The organism is Mycobacterium sp. MAA66, assembly GCF_041261665.1.
Lineage (GTDB): Bacteria > Actinomycetota > Actinomycetes > Mycobacteriales > Mycobacteriaceae > Mycobacterium.
Genome location: NZ_JBGCCC010000010.1, coordinates 84,911 through 106,017, shown reverse-complemented (window position 1 = coordinate 106,017; position 21,107 = coordinate 84,911). Strand labels below are relative to the sequence as shown.

The 21,107-nt window shown below is 66.0% G+C and carries 18 protein-coding genes; 11 read left to right on the top strand and 7 right to left on the bottom strand.

Annotated features, from left to right (window positions below; all coding sequences use genetic code 11):
- Window positions 1-7 precede the first annotated feature (7 nt).
- On the top strand, window positions 8-1,882 hold the full coding sequence (gene lepA / locus ABIA30_RS22715) for a translation elongation factor 4 (protein ID WP_370069601.1): 1,875 nt from the start codon (window positions 8-10) through the stop codon (window positions 1,880-1,882).
- A 14-nt stretch (window positions 1,883-1,896) separates the two neighbouring features.
- Here lepA and mddA read toward each other — a convergent pair whose 3' ends face one another.
- The 3 genes from mddA to ABIA30_RS22700 form a co-directional block, all read right to left on the bottom strand.
- Entirely contained in the window at window positions 1,897-2,667 is a 771-nt protein-coding gene (mddA, locus tag ABIA30_RS22710; protein WP_370069599.1) for a methanethiol S-methyltransferase, read from the bottom strand.
- Between the two features lie 105 nt (window positions 2,668-2,772).
- The gene (locus ABIA30_RS22705; protein ID WP_370069597.1) at window positions 2,773-4,584 is read right to left on the bottom strand and encodes a family 2A encapsulin nanocompartment cargo protein cysteine desulfurase; all 1,812 of its coding nucleotides are present in this window, start codon (window positions 4,582-4,584) and stop codon (window positions 2,773-2,775) included.
- Window positions 4,571-5,494: a family 2A encapsulin nanocompartment shell protein gene (locus ABIA30_RS22700; protein ID WP_370069595.1), complete on the bottom strand. Its 924-nt coding sequence runs from the start codon at window positions 5,492-5,494 to the stop codon at window positions 4,571-4,573. The genes ABIA30_RS22705 and ABIA30_RS22700 overlap by 14 nt, the downstream gene beginning before the upstream one ends.
- 295 nt (window positions 5,495-5,789) lie before the next feature.
- Between ABIA30_RS22700 and ABIA30_RS22695 the strand changes: the two genes are divergently transcribed.
- Complete coding sequence (locus tag ABIA30_RS22695) at window positions 5,790-7,055, top strand: thioester domain-containing protein (RefSeq protein ID WP_370069593.1); 1,266 nt, start codon at window positions 5,790-5,792, stop codon at window positions 7,053-7,055.
- Here ABIA30_RS22695 and ABIA30_RS22690 read toward each other — a convergent pair whose 3' ends face one another.
- The 4 genes from ABIA30_RS22690 to ABIA30_RS22675 form a co-directional block, all read right to left on the bottom strand.
- Complete coding sequence (locus tag ABIA30_RS22690; RefSeq protein WP_370069591.1) at window positions 7,056-9,086, bottom strand: glycoside hydrolase family 15 protein; 2,031 nt, start codon at window positions 9,084-9,086, stop codon at window positions 7,056-7,058.
- Window positions 9,087-9,163: 77 nt separating this feature from the next.
- The gene (locus ABIA30_RS22685; RefSeq protein ID WP_370069589.1) at window positions 9,164-10,603 is read right to left on the bottom strand and encodes a gamma-aminobutyraldehyde dehydrogenase; all 1,440 of its coding nucleotides are present in this window, start codon (window positions 10,601-10,603) and stop codon (window positions 9,164-9,166) included.
- A complete protein-coding gene (locus ABIA30_RS22680; RefSeq protein ID WP_370069587.1) occupies window positions 10,600-12,066 on the bottom strand; it encodes a cytosine permease in 1,467 nt (488 codons plus the stop codon). Before ABIA30_RS22680 ends, ABIA30_RS22685 begins: the two co-directional genes overlap by 4 nt.
- A complete protein-coding gene (locus tag ABIA30_RS22675) occupies window positions 12,066-12,230 on the bottom strand; it encodes a hypothetical protein (RefSeq protein ID WP_370069585.1) in 165 nt (54 codons plus the stop codon). The genes ABIA30_RS22680 and ABIA30_RS22675 overlap by 1 nt, the downstream gene beginning before the upstream one ends.
- 130 nt (window positions 12,231-12,360) lie before the next feature.
- Here ABIA30_RS22675 and ABIA30_RS22670 point away from each other — a divergent pair, with 130 nt between their 5' ends.
- The 9 genes from ABIA30_RS22670 (at window position 12,361) to cysT (ending at window position 21,101) form a co-directional block, all read left to right on the top strand.
- Window positions 12,361-13,773 (top strand): flavin monoamine oxidase family protein, encoded by a 1,413-nt coding sequence (locus tag ABIA30_RS22670; RefSeq protein ID WP_370069583.1) that lies wholly within the window; start codon window positions 12,361-12,363, stop codon window positions 13,771-13,773.
- Window positions 13,770-15,860, top strand: coding sequence for an acetate--CoA ligase family protein (locus ABIA30_RS22665; protein WP_370069581.1), 2,091 nt, complete (start codon window positions 13,770-13,772; stop codon window positions 15,858-15,860). Before ABIA30_RS22670 ends, ABIA30_RS22665 begins: the two co-directional genes overlap by 4 nt.
- On the top strand, window positions 15,857-16,672 hold the full coding sequence (locus ABIA30_RS22660; RefSeq protein WP_370069579.1) for an SDR family oxidoreductase: 816 nt from the start codon (window positions 15,857-15,859) through the stop codon (window positions 16,670-16,672). Before ABIA30_RS22665 ends, ABIA30_RS22660 begins: the two co-directional genes overlap by 4 nt.
- A 47-nt stretch (window positions 16,673-16,719) precedes the next feature.
- The gene (locus tag ABIA30_RS22655; protein ID WP_370069577.1) at window positions 16,720-17,895 is read left to right on the top strand and encodes an acyl-CoA dehydrogenase family protein; all 1,176 of its coding nucleotides are present in this window, start codon (window positions 16,720-16,722) and stop codon (window positions 17,893-17,895) included.
- Window positions 17,896-17,993: 98 nt separating this feature from the next.
- Window positions 17,994-18,587 (top strand): TetR/AcrR family transcriptional regulator, encoded by a 594-nt coding sequence (locus ABIA30_RS22650; protein WP_370069575.1) that lies wholly within the window; start codon window positions 17,994-17,996, stop codon window positions 18,585-18,587.
- A gap of 70 nt (window positions 18,588-18,657) precedes the next feature.
- The gene (locus tag ABIA30_RS22645) at window positions 18,658-18,852 is read left to right on the top strand and encodes a hypothetical protein (protein WP_370069573.1); all 195 of its coding nucleotides are present in this window, start codon (window positions 18,658-18,660) and stop codon (window positions 18,850-18,852) included.
- A gap of 124 nt (window positions 18,853-18,976) precedes the next feature.
- Entirely contained in the window at window positions 18,977-19,069 is a 93-nt protein-coding gene (locus ABIA30_RS22640) for an Ms4533A family Cys-rich leader peptide (RefSeq protein WP_370069571.1), read from the top strand.
- Window positions 19,070-19,191: 122 nt separating this feature from the next.
- Window positions 19,192-20,220, top strand: a complete 1,029-nt coding sequence (locus ABIA30_RS22635; protein WP_370069569.1) for a sulfate ABC transporter substrate-binding protein — start codon at window positions 19,192-19,194, stop codon at window positions 20,218-20,220.
- A complete protein-coding gene (cysT, locus tag ABIA30_RS22630) occupies window positions 20,217-21,101 on the top strand; it encodes a sulfate ABC transporter permease subunit CysT (RefSeq protein WP_370069567.1) in 885 nt (294 codons plus the stop codon). Before ABIA30_RS22635 ends, cysT begins: the two co-directional genes overlap by 4 nt.
- The last annotated feature ends 6 nt before the right edge of the window (window positions 21,102-21,107 follow it).

Here is a 21,107-nt window from a genome sequence, read left to right as displayed (position 1 = left end):
GCGCACAATGCGCCAAGACCCGCACCACCAGGAGATTCCCATCAGCAGTTTCGCCGACAAGACGTTCACTGCGCCGGCGCAGATTCGGAACTTCTGCATCATCGCCCACATCGACCACGGCAAGTCGACGCTGGCCGACCGGATGCTGGGGATCACCGGGGTCGTCGCCGACCGCGATATGCGCGCCCAGTACCTGGACCGGATGGATATCGAGCGCGAGCGCGGCATCACCATCAAGGCCCAGAACGTGCGACTGCCCTGGCAGGTCAACGGCGAAGATTTCGTGCTGCACCTGATCGACACCCCCGGCCACGTCGACTTCACCTACGAGGTGTCCCGGGCGCTGGAGGCGTGCGAGGGCGCCGTGCTGCTGGTCGACGCCGCTCAGGGCATCGAGGCGCAGACGCTGGCGAACTTGTACCTGGCGCTGGACCGCGACCTGACCATCATCCCGGTGCTCAACAAGATCGACCTCCCGGCTGCCGACCCAGACCGCTACGCCGGCGAGATCGCCCACATCATCGGCTGTGAACCGAGCGATGTACTGCGGGTCTCCGGCAAGACGGGCGAAGGGGTGCGTGAACTTCTCGACGAAGTGGTGCGACTGATCCCGGCGCCGGTCGGCGACGCTGACGCGCCCGCTCGGGCGATGATCTTCGACTCGGTCTACGACATCTACCGCGGTGTGGTCACCTACGTGCGCGTGGTGGACGGCAAGCTCAACCCCCGCGAGAAGATCAAGATGATGTCCACCGGGGCGACGCACGAGTTGCTTGAGGTCGGCATCGTCTCGCCGGAGCCGAAGGTCTCCGACGGGCTGGGCGTCGGTGAGGTGGGCTACCTGATCACCGGCGTGAAGGACGTCCGCCAGTCCAAGGTGGGTGACACCGTCACCTCGGCCAGACACGGCGCGACCGAGGCGCTGACCGGCTACCGCGAACCGCGGCCGATGGTGTACTCGGGCCTGTACCCGGTGGACGGCTCGGACTATCCGGTGCTGCGTGAGGCCCTGGACAAGCTGCAGCTCAACGATGCCGCACTGACCTATGAACCCGAGACGTCGGTGGCGCTGGGCTTCGGCTTCCGCTGCGGCTTCCTGGGTCTGCTGCACATGGAGATCACCCGGGAGCGCCTGGAGCGCGAGTTCAACCTGGACCTGATCTCGACCTCGCCCAACGTGGTGTACCGCGTGATCAAGGACGACAACACCGAAATGGTGGTCACCAATCCGTCCGATTGGCCAGAAGGCAAGGTGCGCAGCGTCTTTGAGCCGGTGGTGAAGACCACGGTGATCGCGCCCAGCGAGTTCATCGGCACCATCATGGAGCTGTGCCAGCAGCGTCGCGGCGAGTTGGGCGGCATGGACTACCTCTCGCCCGAGCGGGTCGAGCTGCGCTACACCATGCCGCTCGGCGAGATCATCTTCGACTTCTTCGACTCGCTCAAGTCGCGGACCCGCGGCTATGCCAGCCTCGATTACGAGGAGGCCGGCGAGCAGGAAGCCGATCTGGTCAAGGTCGACATCCTCTTGCAGGGCGAGGCCGTCGACGCGTTCAGCGCCATCGTGCACAAGGATTCGGCCTCGGCGTACGGCAACAAGATGACCAGCAAGCTCAAGGAGCTCATCCCGCGCCAGCAGTTCGAGGTGCCGGTGCAGGCGGCCATCGGATCGAGAATCATTGCGCGCGAGAATATTCGGGCCATCCGCAAGGACGTGCTCTCCAAGTGCTACGGCGGTGACATCACCCGTAAGCGCAAGCTGCTGGAGAAGCAGAAGGAAGGCAAGAAGCGGATGAAGACCATCGGACGGGTCGAGGTTCCGCAGGAGGCCTTCGTGGCCGCGTTGTCCACCGACGCCGCGAGCGACAAGCCCAAGAAGTAGGTCAGCGCGGCGGATCAGGCCGCGTGGTGCGGTGAGCCCGGCGCGGAGTGTCCGCCGCGGCCGTGCAATCCGGGCACCATCATCGGAACCTCGGTGCGATAACGCTGGTACGAGTCACCGAGTGCGGTCACCAGGTCGTGTTCCTCGAAATGCACGCCGACCAGGATGTAGCCGGTGGTGGCCACTGCGAACAGTAAATGGCCCGCGGTCATCGTCGGGGTGGCCCAGAACGCCACGATGAACCCCACCATGATCGGATGACGCACCACTCGATAGAACAATGTGGTGCGGAAGGCCAAGTCGCGGTAAGGCTCGCCGCGCCAGGCGAGATACACCTGCCGGAGTCCGAACAGGTCGAAGTGGTTGATCATGAACGTCGAGGTCAGCACAGTCGCCCAGCCGAGCCAGAACAGCACGTGCAGGACCAGCCGGCCCGGCGGCGCCGTCACCGTCCAAACCACCTGGGGCATCGTCCGCCACTGCCAGAACAGCAGGCCCAGCACCAGACTCGAGAGCAGGACGTATGTGCTGCGCTCGATCGACGCCGGGACGAATCGGGTCCACCACCGTTTGAACGCCGGCCGCGCCATCACGCTGTGTTGCACGGCGAACAGTCCGAGCAGCACCAGGTTGACCGCCACAGCTTCGCCGATCGGCGCGGCGATGGCGCTGTCGACGCTGCGGGGCACCAGCACGTTGCCCACGAAGCCGATGGCATAGAGGAACGCGGCGAGGAACACGCCGTAACACAGTGCGCCGTAACCGAACACGAGATAGCGCTTCATCCTGGCCTCCGCCGGTCCGCAACCTCATACTTGGCGCCGCAGCCTCTGGGCACACCTACAATATATTCCTCGAAATGCCTGGTGGGAATGCCTGCGATGGCACCGTTAGCGTGGGTCTGCGGCGATGCGGCGCACCGCGTCCAGGAAGACGTCGATCTCCTCGAAGGTGTTGTAGAACGCGAACGACGGCCGCACTGTGGCTTCGAGCCCGAGCCTGCGCAAGATCGGTTGCGCGCAATGATGGCCGGCGCGCACCGCGATGCCCTCGGCGTTGAGCGCCTTGCCCACCTCGAGTGGCTCATGCCCGGCCAACACGAACGACAGCACACTGGCCTTCTGTGCTGCCGTGCCCACCAGGCGGACCCCGTCGATGGCGGCCAGTCGCGGTGTCGCATACTCCAGCAACGCGTGCTCGTAGGCTGAGATGCGTTCAATCCCAACACGTTCCACGTACCGCAACGCCTCGCCCAGGCCGACCGCGTCGGCGATGTTGCCGGTGCCGGCCTCGAACTTGTTCGGCGGCTCCTGGAACACCGATCGCTCGAGGGTGACGTCGGCGATCATGTTGCCTCCGCCCTGCCATGGCGGAGTCTCGGCCAGGGCCTCGTCGGTGCCGTACAGCACACCGATGCCGGTCGGCCCGAAGATCTTGTGCCCGGAGAACACGAAGAAATCCGCGCCCAGGTCGGTCACATCGATGGGGGTGTGTGGAATCGATTGCGCACCATCGATCAAAACCTTGGCACCGTATCGGTGTCCCAGTTCGACGATCGTCTTGGCCGGGGTGATGGTGCCCAGTGCATTCGAAACATGGGTTGCGGCAACCAGTTTGGTGCGCGGGCCGAGTAGGTCGGTGAAACGGTCCAGTAGGAGGTTGCCGGCGTCGTCCACCGGGGCCACCTTGATCACGGCACCGGTCTGCTGGCTGATCAGTTGCCACGGAACGATATTGGCGTGGTGCTCCAGGTGGGTGATGACGATCTCGTCGCCTGGGCCCAGATGCTTGCCGCCCCAGGCGTACGCCACCAGGTTGATCGCCTCGGTGGTACCCCGGACGAACACAATGTTCTCATTACGCGAAGCACCGATGAAACGCCGAACGGTGTCACGGGCGTCCTCGTAGGCATCTGTGGCCCGCGCCGCCAATTCGTGTGCGGCACGGTGGATGTTGGAGTTCTCGTGGGCGTAGAAGTAGGACAGTCGGTCGATGACGGCCTGCGGCTTCTGGGTCGTTGCCGCGTTGTCGAACCAGATCAGCGGTTTGCCGTTGACGGTCTCGCGCAGGATCGGAAAATCTGCGCGAATCGCGTTGACATCGAACACCTCGTGGGTGCTCGGCGACAGCTGGGCCGGCCGCTCCGCCACCTCGGGACGGGCTGGAACACTCCAGCCGAGATCGGGAATGGCGGGTGTCCCCGTGGGCCAACTCGGCGCCGAGCCGCGCGGCGCGACCGGCGCGGATGGAGCGGGGCCGGCCAGCACCCCGGGAACGGTCGGGACGATGCCCGTTGGCACGGCGAATGCCGTCAGATCGGCTGGCGGCGCACTGGGCGAACCGAGACTCGCGTACCCCGCCGGTGCCGTGAGATCTGGCGCGCTACCGCGGGGTGCCACCGGTACGGCCTGCGGAACGCCCTGGGGCACCCCGGAAGTCGGCGCCGGTACATAGGTGTTCCCGACAGGGATGGTCGGCAGCCCGGGGGTGAGCGGATCCGACACCCCGACGCCCGTGGTGCCGGCGGTGGTCACCGCGGAAGCTTCCGGCGCGCTGCCCCGGGGTGCGGGCGGCACCACCAACGGTGGGCTGTCCGGACCCGGGTGCAGATCGGCCGCGTACAGCGCGCTGGCCAGCGAGGCCAATTCGGCCTCGCTGATCGGCAGCCCTCCCCCCGCGGCTACTTGCTCACTTGTACTCATGGAAGTGGTCCACGGACACACCCTCGAGGACCGCCAGCGCATCGTCGGTCAGTACCGCCAGGGACGAGTACAGCGTGACCAGGTAGGAGGCGATGGCTGCCCGGTTGATGCCGGTGAACCGTACCGACAGGCCCGGTGCCTGCTCGCCGACCAACCCCGGCTGGAACAGCCCGACCACGCCTTGACGCTCCTCGCCGGTGCGCACCAGAAGGAACTTGGTCTTGCCGTCCTCGACCGGCACCTTGTCCGACGGGACGATCGGGATGCCCCGCCAGGTGATGAACTGCGCGCCGAACAGGCTGACCACTGGCGGCGGGACGCCCCGCCGGGTGGCCTCCCGGCCGAATGCGGCCACGCCGAGCGGATTGGTCAGGAAGAAGCCCGGGGTCTTCCACACCTTGGTGATCAGCGAGTCCAGGTCGTCCGGGGTCGGGGGACCGGCCAGCGTCTGGATGGTCTGTTCCGGGGTGACCTGCGACAGCAAGCCGTACTCCGGGTTGTTGACCAGCTCGTGCTCCTGGCGTTCCTTGATGGTCTCGATGGTCAGCCGCAGCTGCTGGGTGACCTGATCATGCGGGCTGGAGTACAGGTCGGAGACCCGGGTGTGCACATCGAGCAACGTCGAGATGGAGCGCAGGGTGTACTCACGCGGGTTGGTCTCGTAGTCGACGAACGTCTCGGGCAGCGGCTCAGAGGTGCCGGCGCCTTCCTCGGCATGGATGGCCACCTGCTGCGGGTTGACCACCCGGTTCACCCGGTAGATACCCGCCTCGACCGGCACCCAGCTCAGCAGGTGCAGCAGGAACCGGGGGGTGATGGTGGAAAGCTGTGGAACGGTCTTTGTGGCATTTGCGAGTTGCCGCGCGGCGAGATCGCCGAGAGCCTGAGACTCGTTCTGAGCCGACGTCATGTGTGTCCCCTCTAGCCAAGCAGAAATTCAGCGGATTCCGGGCAAGCGTAAGACTTTTCGCGGTACCCGGCAGGGGTTAGATCCAGTCGGAAGAAAACTGGCATTTACCGAATAGGTTTTCATCACGTATTGTGGCGGGCATGCAACCGTTCGCCATGTCGTCGCGCACCGCGCGCGCCATGGTGTGCGCATTCTGTTGTTGTTGATTTTCTGACGCCCCCTCCTGCGCGTTGAAGCCCGCCCGTTTGCGGCGATGAGCTGGTGCGCGCGCCCAGCTTTCAGAAGGTCAACCTCGATGAACCTCGTCACCGCCTCCACGCCCACCCGCGTCCCGGTCTCGGTCAGCCGCCGCGAGCAGTCCGACCACGACCCCGATGCCCGGTTGACCCGGTACCGGCCGGGCACGTTCTCATCCACGGTCGAGACCGTCGTGTTCGCCGACGGGACGATCGCCCGGACCGACCTGATCAGGCTGAACCCGAACGCCCAGGCCTACTCGCTGGACTTTTCGGCCACTGCGCCGACCCGGCCCGCTCCCTACCGCCCCTCAGCATGGTCGGCGGTGCCGAACCCGGCGGCCCGGGATCACGAGTCCGAGGTGGGCTGGATCCTGCGCAACTCGTTTCCGACGGTGAGCACTGCGGAGCTGAGCACTCGACTGCGAGCCGCCGGCATGTCGACGGACCAGGCCAACCTCGCCGAACACGAGGCCATCGCCGCCACGCAGGCGGCCATCTGGTTCTTCACCAACGGGCTGGAGCTGGACAACCGCCCGCTGCACGTGCCGGCACGCACCGCCGTGCAATCGGGTTCGATCAGCTTCGAATTCGACGGTGCTCCGCAGTTGGGCGGGTATCGCGTCGCGGTGTCTTCCGGTGCGAAAGCCACAGTGTCGCTGCAGAAGTCGACCGACGGTGTGGTGTGGCGCGACGTGGCCGGGTCCGCCCTGGAGGTCCGCGGCGCCGGGCAGTACCGCAAAACGCTGGGAGTCGGTGCGACCACGTCGCACACCCAGTCCGGCGGCGTGGGCGTCGGTTACCGCTTCTACCGGATGGTCGGCGCGGCGGACCTGGGCGAGGTGACGTTCTGGCTGCAGGGCACCGGGCATTACCGCAATCCCGAGCGGATCGTGCGGCTGTACGACTATCTGGTGGCCGGTGCGCGCTGGGCGCGACGCCGGCCGTCGGCTCCGGAGCTGAACGCTGCGGACGCGACGGTGCTGGGTGACCACGTCGGGCCGTTCCGCCTGCACGCCGACCAGGCCGCGCAGCTGACCGCTGATCGTGCGTTGGTGGTCGACGCCGATGGGTCACAACTGCACACCGTCGAGCCCGGCGGTCTGTTCTGGCTGCAGCCGCATCTGGGTGCCGATGCGGTGACGCTGACCGCGACGGTCGAGGGTGACCAGGTGGTCACCGGCGTCGCGGTGAACGAGGCCGACCGCGGACTCACTCCGGTGGCGCTCACCAGACCCGTACCCGTTCGCGTCGAGTTCCAGCTCAGATGGCGCAATGCATTGCGCGCCGACGCCTTTGGTGTCGATCGCCGGATGTGGGCCTGACTACATCGGGGCGTTGGCGGGCTGGAACACGCCGCTGCTGTCGGCTTCCTCCTCCGCGCGGATGACGTGCACCACGGCGTTGATCAATGCCAGGTGGGTGAACGCCTGTGGGAAGTTGCCCAGGTGCCGGCCGGTGTGCGGCTCGATCTCCTCGGCGTACAGGTGCAGCGGGCTGGCGAACGACAGCAGCCGCTCACACAAGTGCCGGGCCTGGCTCACCTCACCGATCTCGACCAGCGCCGACACCAGCCAGAACGAGCAGATGGTGAAAGTGCCTTCTTCGCCGGACAGCCCGTCGTCGGTCTCCTCGGTGCGGTAGCGCAGCACCAGGCCGTTTTCGGTGAGCTCATCGGCGATGGCCAGGACGGTGGCCCGCACCCGCGGGTCGTCTGCCGGCAGGAACCGGGTCAGGATCGCCAGCAACAGAGACGCGTCCAGTGCCTCGTCGCCGTAACGTTGCGTCAGCACTCCGCGCTTGTCCACGCCGTGAGCCAGGATGTCGGCCTTGATCTCCTCGGCGATGACGCGCCACTGCTGCGCATACGACTTCTCGCCTTGCAGCTCAGCGAGTTTGGAGCCGCGGTCCAGCGCCACCCAGCACATGATCTTGCTTGAGGTGAAATGCTGCGGTTCGCCGCGCACCTCCCAGATGCCGCGGTCCGGTTCCTTCCAGTGCTTGATCGCCTCCTCGACCTGGTTCTTGAGCACCGGCCATAGCGCCTCGGGGATCTGTTCGCGCGACTTGGCATGCAGGTACACCGAATCGAGCATGGTGCCCCAGATGTCGTGCTGCATCTGGTTGTACGCACCGTTGCCGATGCGCACCGGACGCGAATAGTCGTAGCCGGACAGGTGGTGCAGCTCTTCTTCGACCAGGCTGCGCTCGCCGCCCACGGCGTACATCACTTGCAGCGGATGCCGTTCACCATTGTTGGCGCCAGACACGTCGGCGATGAACGCGAAGAAGTCGTCGGCCTCACGGTCCAGACCCAGCGTGTACAGACCCCACAGGGCGAACGTGGAATCCCGGATCCACGAGTAGCGGTAGTCCCAATTTCGTTCGCCCTGAGGCGTTTCCGGCAGCGAGGTGCTGCTGGCGGCGAGCAGGGCTCCGGTCGGCGAGTAGGTCAGACCTTTGAGGGTCAGCGCACTGCGCTGCAGGTACGTCTTCCACGGGTGGTCGGGGAAGTCGCCGACGTTGATCCACTGCCGCCAGGCCTCGCTGGTTTTCCACATCTTGTCGGAGGCTTCTTCGAAGGTCTGCGGGGCCGGATGCTTCGACCACGACAGCGCGACGAACGCCTTGTCGCCCTCCTTGAGCCGGGTACGGGCCCGGGCCTCGTGGCCTTCCAGGCCGATCCGCAGATTGGTGGTCAGCCGCAGCGTCGGATGGGCCTCGGGGTTCTTGTTCGCCCGTGCGATCGCCTCCCCGTAGGCCGCGGCCGAATACTCCCACGTCGCACTCTGCCGGCCGTAGTCGAACGACGGCTCGCAACCCATCACCAACTCGACGGTGCCACTGACGCAGCGCACCGTACGCAACAGGATGTGCTCGGCGTCCCAGTCCATCGGGGTGCGGCGGTGCGTGCGTGACCGAGCTTCGATGTCGTGCCAGGGGCCCATCACCAGCGCATCGCGCACGATGAGCCAGCCGGTGTTGGTCTGCCAGGTGGTCTCCATGATGAGGCTGCCGGGCAGGTAGCGACGCGCCGCCGGCACCGTGACGCCGTACGGGCCGAGGCGGAAGTGCCCGGCGCCGCGGTCCAGGATGGCGCCGAAGACGCTGGGGGAGTCCGGTCGCGGAACGCACAGCCACTCCACCGACCCCGCCGATGAGATCAGGCAGGTGTTCTCGCAGTCGGACAGGAATCCGTAGTCGGCGATCGGCGGGAACGGGTTGCGCAGCGCGCCCGTCGGTGGGTTGGGCACCGGGGCGGTCACCGACAGCACGGTGTCACTGTCGGCCATGCCATTTGCGGTGGCTGCGTTGGTCGACTCACGACTGGACGACTCATCCTGCTGCACGGTCATGCCGACATCATCAACCGGATCAGCGCCCGCCGTCCACCTGTGGCGGCCCGGTGTCGTCTCTGAACGCAATGGACTGCTCAGCCGCGGAACCCGTGATATTGCATGACGTGCTTGATCCTGGTGTAGTCCTCCAGGCCGTACATCGATAGATCCTTGCCGTAACCGGAGTGCTTGAGACCGCCGTGCGGCATCTCCGCGACCAGCGGCGAATGGGTGTTGATCCACACACAGCCGAAGTCCAGCCGGGCCGACAAGCGGGCCGCGATGCCGGCGTCGGTGGTCCACACCGATGACGCCAAGCCGTATTCGGTGCCGTTGGCCAGTGCGACGGCCTCGTCCTCGCCGCTGAACCGCTGCGCGGTGAGCACCGGACCGAAGATCTCGGTCTGGATCAGCTCGTCGGACTGCCGCAGGTCGGCGATCAACGTGGGTTCGTAGAAGAACCCGGGACGTTGCGTGCGGGCGCCGCCGGCCAGGATGCGGGTGTGCTCGGGGGAGCGCGACACCAGGCCGTCGATGTGCGCGAGCTGGGTCGCGTTGTTGATCGGTCCGTACGCGATGTCCAGGTCGGCGGGGTCATAACCCGTCCTGGTCTTGGCCACGGCTTCGGTCAGGGCGGCCAGGAACTCGTCGTAGATGCCGTCCGCGATGATCAGCCGGGTGGCCGCCGTGCAGTCCTGTCCGGCATTGAAATAGCCTGCGGCCGTGATGCCTTCGACGGCAGCGTCGATATCGGCGTCGTCGAACACGAGAACCGGGGCCTTGCCGCCGAGTTCGAGGTGGGTGCGTTTGAGATCGGCGGCCGCGCTGGCCGCGACGGCCATCCCCGCCTTGGTGGAGCCGGTGATGGACACCAGCTGCGGTACCGGATGGGCCACCAGCGCGGCACCGGTGTCGCGGTCCCCGCACACCAGGTTGCAGACGCCGGGCGGCAGGATCTCTTGTAGCTGCTGCACCATCCAGTACGACGATGCCGGGGTGGTGTCGGAGGGTTTGAGCACGATGGTGCACCCAGCGGCCAGCGCAGGCGCCAGCTTCCACACCGCCATCATCATCGGGTAATTCCAGGGCGCCACCTGGGCCACCGGCCCGACCGGCTCCCGCCGGATCGACGACGTGTGCCCCGCCAGGTATTCACCGGTCGAGCGACCTTCGAGAACCCTTGCCGCACCGGCAAAGAACCGGATCTGATCGACCATCGGCGGGATCTCCTCGGAGATCGTCAGTGATACCGGCTTCCCGGTGTTCTGGCTCTCGATCGCGACGAGCTCGGCGGCGTTGGACTCGATCACATCGGCGAACCTCAGCAGTGCACGCTGCCGTTCACTGGGGGCGGTCCAGCGCCAGCGCTCGTAGGCCGCGCCCGCGGCGCGAAACGCCGCGTCGACATCGGCGGCCGACGAGTTGGGCGCCGACGCGTAGACCTCTCCGGTGGCCGGGTCGACGATATCCATCCGCCGGCCGTCGACCGGGTCCCGGTCAGTGCCGTCGATGATGTTGTGGAATGTCGGTGTCATCGCTGCGCGAGCTCCGATCCGTAACCGCCCTTGCCGAGGGGTTGTACGACCAGCCGGGTCAGCACGTAGTGCACTGTTCCGGCGATCAGGAACGCCGGAATCGATGCCGTGGTGTGGCGGAAGAAGCCGGATGGCTCATAGGTCACCGGATTCAGTAACAGCGAATAGGTGGTAGCGCCCGCGGCAACTGAGACGAACGCGGCGATGTTCACGCCCTGCCAGTAGCCGTACCTGGATTGACCGATTGGCAGGAACAGATCACGGATGTGCAGTTGACGACGGCGCAGAATGAAGTAGTCGACCAGCTGCACCGCGCACAGCGGAGCCAAAACAATTGCGCCCCAAGATAAGAACCGACCGTAGTTGTTGTATACCGCGGCGGGGAAGAACACCAGGACGGCGGCGGGTCCGAGGATCACCGTGATCAGCCACGGCCATGGCGCCCGGCGGAACAGCTTGCCGCCGCCGCCCTTGAGCGCCACCATCGACCCGTACCCCTGGGACAGGATCGCGGTGATGTTGGCCAGACAGATGATGACCAGCGCGACCACACCCATACCGGCGCCGGCCAGCGGGATCATCCACTGGGTGGGCTCATCGATCTGCAGCGACAGCGCGGCCAGCGCGCCGACGATCGCCGCGATCACCGATGCGCCGAAGATGCCCATCCAGTTGGGCCAGAAACCGGCCCGTGAGTTGCGGCTGAGCCGGGCCAGGTTGCCCATGTTGGGCCACCAGGCGAACCCGCCTGCGATGTTCAGTTCGATGGCGAGCAGGAAGCTGAGGTGGCCGTCTTCGCTGGCTCCGCCGAGCGGTTTCAGCGCGGTCAGGTCTGCCCAGGTGTGATGGCTGAACACGATGACGATGATGCCGACCAGGATGATGATCAGCATCGGAGCGATGACCCGGCAGACGGCTTCCACCGAGACCGGTCCGCGGGCCAGGATCAGGCAGGACACGATGATTGCGACCAGTGCGATCAGGCTTGCGGCCGTTCCTGATTCGGACAGTTTTATGCCGAAGAGCTGGTTGGCGGCCGTCACCAGACCGTGGCCGAACATGATCGCCAACACCGCCGACCAGGCCGCGGCGAGCAGGGTTGATACCGCGACCATCACCAGCCGCGCACCGTTCTCACCGAATGCGCTGCGCAGTCCGACGAACTGCTCGATGCCGTATTTGACCGAAGGCATACATGGCGCCAGGGCGACCAGCAGCACGCTGATGCCATAGCCGATCACGATGGACGCGATGGCCTGTTTGACGCCGACGTAGTACGCGACGGCGGCGCCCTGCAGGAAGGCCCAGGTGGCCACCGCGAGCCCGATGCTCACCCAGGAGTGCTGCCAGAATCCCCAGATCCGCTCCTGGGGGAGCAGTGGCAGCTCGGTCAGCGTCGCATCGAACTCGGGCTCTGCCGGCGAGGGCTTGTCGGCCTTGTTGGGCCGCAGCACATGCGTCATCAGTAGGCCCACGCAATCAGCAGGACGATGGCCAGCGCCAGCCCGGTCACCGCCACTGCAAAGTCCATCAAGGGCAGGTCGGGGACGGTGAGTGCGTTCCCGTCGGCGGGCTCGATGAGCTGCAGGCGGTGGGTGAGTTCCTGTTCGAACGTGGTGTCGTCCACTCCGAACCTCATTTCTGATTGGCGGGCCAGTTTAAAAGAGTTTGTGTCCGCGGCCACATGCTGTCAACCCCCTGGATTGGATCACATTTCATTCTTGACTGGCTGGCCAATTAAGATAAGCTCTGCGCTCATGACGACCCCGCATCTGTCCGCTGCGCCGACCCGACCGTTACCTGCCGAGGTGACCACGGTGGTCGTCGGCGCAGGGTATTCCGGTTTATCTGCCGCGTTGGACCTGCACGACACCGGCATCGATGTGCTGGTCCTGGAAGGTTCCGACCGGGTCGGCGGCCGGGTCTGGTCAGAGCTGGTCGACGGCGCGGGTGCCAACTTGGTCATCGATCATGGCGGGCAGTGGGTGGGACCAACCCAGACCCGGTTGCTGGCGCTGGCGGAGCGCTTCGGCTGCGCCACCTTCCCGACGTACAACACCGGCGATCACCTTGAGCTGTGGGTCGACGGGGTCCGACGGCCGTTCCGCGGCGCCGGGCCCCTCGACGCACCGGGGGTCGAGGCGTACGAGGCCGCCGCCGATGTCATCGATGACCTGGCCAGGACAATCGACCTGCAGAACCCGACCGCCACCGCCCAACTGGCGCAGTGGGACAGCGAGACCGTGCAGTCCTACTTGGATCGCACTGTGGCCGACGAAGACGCGCGGCTGCGGCTGGCCCTTGCCGTTCAGGGTGTCTGGACCGTCGAACCGCGGGATATCTCGCTGTTCCATCTGCTGTTCTACGTCGCCTCGGCAGGCGGATTCGATCAGCTGATGGAGACCGAGGGCTGTGCACAGGAACGGCGCTTCACCGGAGGTGCGCAATCTCCGGCCCTGGCCGTTGCCGGTCACCTCGGCGACCGGATCGTGCTGAACACTCCGGTCCGGCATATCGAAACACTTGATGACGGTGGGGTACTCGTCGAGACCGACCGCGGTCAGGTGCGCGCCGCCCGCGTGGTGGTCGCCGCGTCACCAGGAGCGGCCGTCCGGATCCGGTTCACCCCGCCGCTGCCGCAGTCGCGAAGCCGGTGGATGGAACGCAGCCCGATGGGCGATGTCGCGAAGATCCACACCGTGTACGACACGCCGTTCTGGCGTGCCGACGGATTCTCCGGTGAGGCCACCGCGTACGGCGAGAACTCGGTCGGGGTGGTCTTTGACAACTCGCCTGCAGACGCCGGCCTGGGGGTCTTGGTGTCGTTCGTCTACGCCGACCGGCTGCGCCGGTGGTCGGGTCTGGCGCCCGGGGCGCGGCGCGACGAAGTGCTCGGCACGCTGACCGCACTGTTCGGCGAGCAGGCGGCAAACCCCTTGCGCTACACCGAGAAAATTTGGTCCGACGATCCGTGGGCGCACGGCGGATACGCCGCGAACCCGGCGCCGGGGGTGTGGTTCGAGCACGGTGCGACGGGCTGGCGCACCGCGTGCGGGCCGATCCACTGGGCGGGCACCGAAACCTCCAGCGTGTGGAACGGCTATATCGACGGGGCCATCGGCTCCGGCCAGCGGGCAGCGGCCGAGATCTCCGCGGCGCTGCGCTCATGACACAGCCGCTCACCTCGACAGCGCTCGGCGGTGCCGCATCGGATCTGCGCGTTTTCCGCGATCCGGCCTCGGTGGCCGTGGTCGGGGCCTCTGAAGATCCGGCCAAATGGGGCTACTGGCTGGCGTCGGGCGCGTTGCGCGGCGCGCACCGCCGTGCGGTGCACTTCGTCAACAAGAGGGCCGCATCGGTTCTCGGGCAACCCTGCGCGACAAGTATTTCCGTACTTCCTGAGGTTCCCGAGCTGGTTGCGCTGTGCGTCCCCGCGGCACATGTCGACACGGTCGTCGACGAAGCACTCGAGCGTGGCGTGCGCGGATTCCTCGGGATCACCGCGGGCATCACCGAAGACCGTGCACTGGCGGCGAAGATCACCGCAGGCGGGGCGCGGCTGATCGGCACCAACAGCCTTGGCATCTATGACGCCACCAGCGAGCTGCAACTCATGTGGGGCAGCCCCACGGCAGGCTCGATGGCGATCGTCTCGCAGAGTGGGCAACTCGGTTCGGAGCTGGCCGCGTTGGGGCGCAGCCACGGTTTAGGGGTATCCCGATTCGCCTCTATCGGCAACCAATCCGATGTCACCGCAACAGAATTGCTGGCCGACCTGGCCGGTCACGATGCCACCAGGGTGATCGCCCTGTACCTGGAGAGTTTCACCGACGGGGAGGCGCTTTTCGACACCCTGACCGCCCTGCGGTCGGCAGGCAAGCCCACCGTGCTGCTCACAGTCGGGGCAAGCAACGCCAGCGCCCGACTGGCCCGGACGCACACCGGCTCGCTGACCTCACCGCTGGATGTGATCGACGCGGTCTGCCGGGCCGCGGGCGTGGTGCGGGTCAATACCCCCAGCGATGTCATCGACGTCGCACGGGGTCTGCTGACCGCACCGGTTCCACGCGGTCGGCGGGTAGCGATAGTCGGTGACAGCGGCGGCCAAAGCGGTATCGCGGCTGATGTGGCAGCCGGTGTGGGACTTGCGGTTCCACAGTTCTCGGCCGCCCTGGCGGCGGATCTGGCCGCGCAGCTGCCCGAAGGGGCCGCCAGCGGCAATCCGGTCGACCTCGCCGGCGCGGGGGAGCAGGACCTACAGAACTACGCCACGTACGTCGAACACGTCATCGCAGACGGCGGAGTCGACGCGGTGGTGATGACCGGGTACTTCGGCTGCTACGGCCAGGACAGCCCGGCACTGGCCGATGCTGAGGTATCGGTCGCCGAACGGCTCGGCGCGGTGGTGAGTGCGACCGGGATACCGGTGGTCGTACACACCATGGCGCCCGAATCGGCGACCGCGCAATCACTTTGGCAGCACGGTGTGCCCGCCTACGGGCGCATCGAGTCGGCCATGCGGGTGGTGGCGTACCTGGGTTCGGCGCTGCCGCAACACGTGCCTGCCCACGCTCGGGTGATGAACTCCGCCGCGCCGGTGCAAACCGGGTATTGGGCCGCCAGGGCCCTGCTCAGCGATGCCGGAGTGGTATTCCCGGCCGGCGCGGTGGTGCACACCGCCGCCGATCTGGCCGAGGTGACCAGCCTGCTGCGGTCGCCGTTCGTGCTCAAAGCCGGCTGGCTGGAGCACAAGAGCGAAGTCGGCGGCGTACGCACCAATCTGGACGACCCGGCCACAGTCCGGGCCGCGTTCGAGGATATGCACGCCCGGCTCGGCGACGGTGATTACGTCGTCGAAGAACAGGACACCAGGCCCGACGTCGTCGAGGTGCTGATCGCTGCCCGTCGCGATCCGCAGCTGGGGGCGGTGGTGGTGGTCGGCGCCGGCGGCACCGAGACCGAATTGCACCAGGATGTCCGGCTGGAGTGCGCGCCGGTATCGCAGGACACCGCGACCGCCATGCTCGACAGCTTGCGGGCGGCGCCGCTGCTGCGTGGCTGGCGCGGACGTGCGTCCGTCGATATGGCCAAGCTCGCCGATCTCGTGGTGTCGGTATCCCATCTCATCGCGGGCCGCCCGGATATCGCCGAGATCGAACTGAACCCGGTGCGTGCCAGTGCCGAAGGTCCGCTCGCCGTCGACGGACTCATCGTGAACAGCTGCACCACAACAGGATCAGGGGATCTTCCAGCATGACCAGCCAGCATTGTCTCGACCTGTCCAACGAGTTCGCAGGCCGGGTCGCGCTCGTCACCGGTGGCGGTTCGGGGATCGGTCAGGCCATCGCGGTGCGGTGGGCCAGCGCCGGCGGCACCGCCGTGGTGCTCGGCCGGCGCCAGGAGGCACTGGAAAACACCGTGCGACACATCACCGAGGCCGGCGGCCGTGCCGAGATAGCGGTCTGCGATGTCCGCGACCACGCCGCCGTCGCGGCCGCCGTCGACAAGCTGGTTGCCACCCATGGCCGGATCGACGCCCTGGTCAACAACGCCGCGGGCAACTTCGTCGTGCCGTCGGAGGAACTGTCGCCGGGTGGCTGGAAAGCGGTGACCGACATCGTGCTCAACGGCACGTATTACTGCACGCACGCCGTTTCACGGCACATGCTGGCACAGGGCAGCGGAACCATTCTCAACGTCATCGCCAGCTACGCCTGGCACGGCCATCCCGGCACCGTGCACAGCGCGGCGGCCAAAGGCGGTGTGGTCGCGATGACCCGCACCTTGGCCGTCGAATGGGGTGGCCGTGGGGTACGGGTGAACTGCCTTGCGCCGGGGCCCACTGAAACCGACGGTGCCGGAGCCGCGTTGTGGGGTAACCCGCAGGCCCGTCGTGATGTCCTCGCCAGCGTGCCCGCCGGCCGGTTCGCGGCACCGGAGGAGATCGCCGAGTCGGCGGCGTTTCTACTCGGTGATCGGGCCGGCTACGTCACCGGCGAGGTGATGGTGGTCGACGGCGGCCAATGGCTCGGCAAGTCCATCTACACCGATTCCTCCAAACGCGGCTAGCACACGCTGCGCCCTAGATATTTCCCATCGATCACAAGGAGAACATGATGGCCACCGCGACAAATCTGACCACCAACATCCCGGCCTGGCCGCTCACCGACGAGCAGCGCCAGATCGTCGAACTGTGCCGGGATTTCGCGGCCAAGGAGATCCGGCCGCGGGCCCGCGAGATCGACGAGGCCGACACCGTCACCCCGGTGGACATCTTCGCCAAGGCAGCTGCCGTCGGGATCACCGACTTCATGATCCCGGAGGAGTACGGCGGCGGCGGTTTCACCGATGTCTTCACCCAGTGCCTGGTGCAGGAGGAGCTGTGCTTCGGTGATCCGGGTATCGGAAACTTGGTGTGTTCCAACGGGTTCTTCTCCGATCCGATCATGGTGCTCGGAACCGAGGAACAGAAGAAGCGCTGGCTGACCCCGTTGACCGGTCCGAAGGCCGTGATGACCTCGCTGGCCACCACCGAACCGGAATCGGGATCGGATGCCGCCTCGATCGTCACGACCGCGACCCGGATCGATGGCGGATACCGCATCAGTGGCCAGAAGGCCTGGATCTCGAATGCCGGTGCCGCCGAGTTTTATGTGGTGTTCGCCAAGACCGATCCGACCAAGCGTTCCGCGGGCATCTCGGCGTTCCTGCTCAACAAGGACGCCGAGGGACTGACTTTCGGTGCGCCGATGAAGAAAATGGGCCAGCGCGCCATCGTGTGCCGGGAGATCTTCTTCGACAACGTGGTGGTGCCCGAGGAGGACCGGCTCGGCGATGAAGGCCAGGGGTTCTATGGTCTGATGGGTACCTTCGACATCTCGCGGGTGGTGCTGGGTGCGGCCGCCGTCGGTGCGGCGCGCGCCGCCTACGAATACGCATTGGAATACGCAAAGACCCGAAAGCAGTTCGGCGTGCCGATCATCGATCACCAGGCGGTGGCTTTCCGGCTGGCGGATATGGCCACCCGGATCGAAGCGGCGCGACTGTTGGTCCTGCACGCAGCGCGCGTCATCGACAGCGGCGCACCGGCCCGCGGGATTGCGGCGATGGCGAAGCTGACCGCGTCGGAGATGTCGATGTTCGTCACCCACGCCGCTGTGCAAACCCTTGGCGGCTGGGGATATTCACGCGAATACCCGGTGGAGCAGTGGATGCGGGACGCCAAACTGGAGGAGATCGAAGAGGGCACCTCCGACATCATGAAGCTGGTGATCTCGCGCAACCTGGGCTGACCGAAGGCGCGCCGCCCGAGCTAAGTTGATTGAGCGGGCAGTTAAACCACTTGTACGATCAGGTCTCCTGAGCAATCCCCGTCGACTCGGAGGACTCGATGCCGCGTCCCAGCGTGGAAGCCGAGCGCAGGTCGCAGATTCTGTCCGCGGCCTGCGCGGTGATCGCGTCGGTAGGCATACCAGCGCTGCGACTGTCCGACGTGGCCAGGGAGGCCGGTGTCAGCTCGGGCACGGTGCACTACTACTTCGAAACGAAGAAGGACGTCATCACCGCGGCGTTCGAGTTCAACTTGACCGATTCGCTGGCCCGCAGGCACGAGTTGCTGGCTTCCGGCAAGGACAGCCTGGCGATCCTGAACGACCTGGTCGAGTCCTATCTGCCGAAAGACGAGCTCTCGGTGCGGGCGTGGAAAGTGTGGCTGGCCATATGGGCCGAGGGGACCCGCGACCCCGTGCTGCAGGACATCAACGACCGTCTCTACGGGCAGTGGCGCGAGGTGGTGGCCGGGGTGATCGGCGCCGCGCAGCGCGAAGGCCTGGCCCGCGCCGGGGATCCGGTGGTGTTGGCGAACATGCTGATCGGCGTGCTCGACGGGTTGGCGGTTCAGGTTCTTCTCGAATCGCCTGCCATGACTCTGGCGACCATGCGGGAGGTCTGCAAAGTCTTTATCGGCGATGTGATCGCGCGCTGAGGCCCGCGGTCCGTTGGGCTATACGTCGGGGGTTGTCTACCTGCCTCACGGTGGCGCTACTGTGAACCGCATGGGTGGGATCCTCAGCTGGTGGGATGGCGTCGAGCTGTGGCTGTCCGGGTTGTCGTTCGTGGCCCAGACGGTCGTGGTGATGCCGGTGGTTCTGGTACTCGCCTACGGGATCGCCGTGCTGCTCGACGGGACGCTGGGCAATGGCATCAAGCTGTTGCAGCGGGTCCGGCACATCGAGGAGGACGCATCGTGACTGGCATGCCGCGTTCCCGGGTGACGCTGATCCTGGTCCTACTGCTGCTGCTGGTTGTCGTCATGTGGGTGTTGTCAACCCGCTGAACGATCGCTGGGAAAGGCATTCTGTTATTGTTCCCGCCATGCACGCAGCGTCCGGCAGCACCGAGGGCCATGTCTTGGCTCTCATTGCCGTGGGTTCTTGCGCTGTTGCTGATGTCGACTGTTGTCGCTGACTCCATGCCGTCCGCGGTTATCTGGGGTCTGCGCTGGCTACTGTCGTGCACATGTGCTGATCTATCGCCCTGCCGCGGACGGACTCTGTTGAAACCGTCACAAAGTTAGGGAAGGTCAAAATATGCACAACATCACGAAGAAATGGCGGCCTGTGGCGGCGCTCGCGGCCAGCTCGGTCCTGCTGGCAGCGTGCGGCGGTGGGTCGAGCGATGTCGCCGGCGGCGGTGGGCAACCAGCCGGTGGCACCTCGCTGACCCTGGTGGCCTATTCGGTGCCCGAACCCGGTTGGAGCACGGTGCTCCCGGCATTTGCGGCCAGCCCCGACGGCAAGGGCATCACGGTGACGACGTCCTATGGCGCATCCGGGGACCAGTCCCGCAGCGTGGTGGACGGCAAGCCCGCCGATATCGTGAACTTCTCTGTCGAGCCGGATGTCACCAGGCTGGTCAAGGCCGGCAAGGTGAGCAAGGACTGGAACGCCGATGCCACCAAGGGCATCCCGTTCACCTCGGTGGTGTCGTTGGTGGTCCGCAAGGGCAACCCCAAGGGCATCAAGGATTGGGATGACCTGCTCAAGCCCGGCATCGAGGTGGTCACCCCGAGTCCGTTGAGTTCCGGATCGGCCAAGTGGAACCTGTTGGCGCCCTACACCGTCAAGAGCAATGGCGGCAAGGACTCGGCGGCGGGTATCGCTTTCATCAAGCAGCTGGTTTCTGAGCATGTGAAGACCCGCCCCGGTTCCGGACGTGAAGCCACCGACGTCTTCTTGCAAGGCACCGGTGATGTGTTGATCAGCTATGAGAATGAAGCCATCAACACCGAGCGACAGGGCAAGCCGGTCGAGCACATCAACCCGCCGCAGACGTTCAAGATCGAGAACCCGGTGGCGGTCGTGACCTCGAGCGCGCATCAGGACAAAGCCACTGCCCTGAAGAACTTCCTCTACACGCCGGACGGACAGAAGGCGTGGGCGCAGGCCGGCTTCCGTCCGGTGGACCCAGCCGTGGCTGCCGCCTTCGTCAGCGATTTCCCGGCTCCGCAGAAGTTGTGGACCATCGCCGATCTGGGTGGCTGGACGGTAGTCGACCCGGCACTGTTCGATAAGGACAATGGCAGCATCACCAAGATCTACAAGCAGGCCACTGGATGACATCCTCGGTTGAGTTCGAGGACGCTTCGGTGCGGCCCGAGACCACTGGCGACAGTGGCTCGGGCCGCCCGAGTCGTCGGCGCAGTCACAGGTTCGGCAGCACGTCGCTGCGAGTTGGAGCAGCCAGCATCTGGCTGTCCGTCATCGTGTTGCTGCCGTTGGCCGCGATCGTGGTGGAGTCCGCTCGCGGTGGCTGGCCGTACTTCTGGTCGGCGATCACCTCGAACTCGGCCGTGGCTTCGTTCCGGGTCACTTTGGGGATCTCGGTTGTCGTGGCGCTGATCAACCTGGTGTTCGGGCTGTTGGTCGCGTGGGTACTGTCCCGGGACGACTTCGTGGGCAAGCGGTTGGTGGATGCGGTGATCGACCTGCCTTTTGCGTTGCCCACCATCGTCGCCAGCCTGGTGATGCTGGCTTTGTACGGCCCGGCCAGTCCGGTCGATCTGCACCTGCAGCACACCAGGTGGGGCGTCGGCATCGCCCTGCTGTTCGTCACGTTGCCGTTCGTGGTCCGGTCGGTGCAGCCGGTGTTGCTCGAACTGGATCGCGAAACCGAGGAAGCCGCCGCATCGCTGGGAGCCAACAACTTCACCATCCTGACCCGGGTGGTGCTGCCGGCGTTGCTTCCGTCGTTGTTGTCCGGCGCCGGTCTGGCGTTCTCCCGGGCGATCGGCGAGTTCGGTTCGGTGGTGTTGATCGGTGGCGCGGTGCCCGGTGAGACCGAGGTGTCGTCGCAGTGGATCCGCACCCTCATCGAGAATGACGACCGCACGGGTGCGGCCGCGATCTCGATTGTGCTTCTTGTTGTTTCGTTCGCGGTGCTGTTCGTCCTGCGGGTCATCGGTTCGCGGGCGGCAAAGCGTGAGGAGCTGGCCAGATGAGGACTG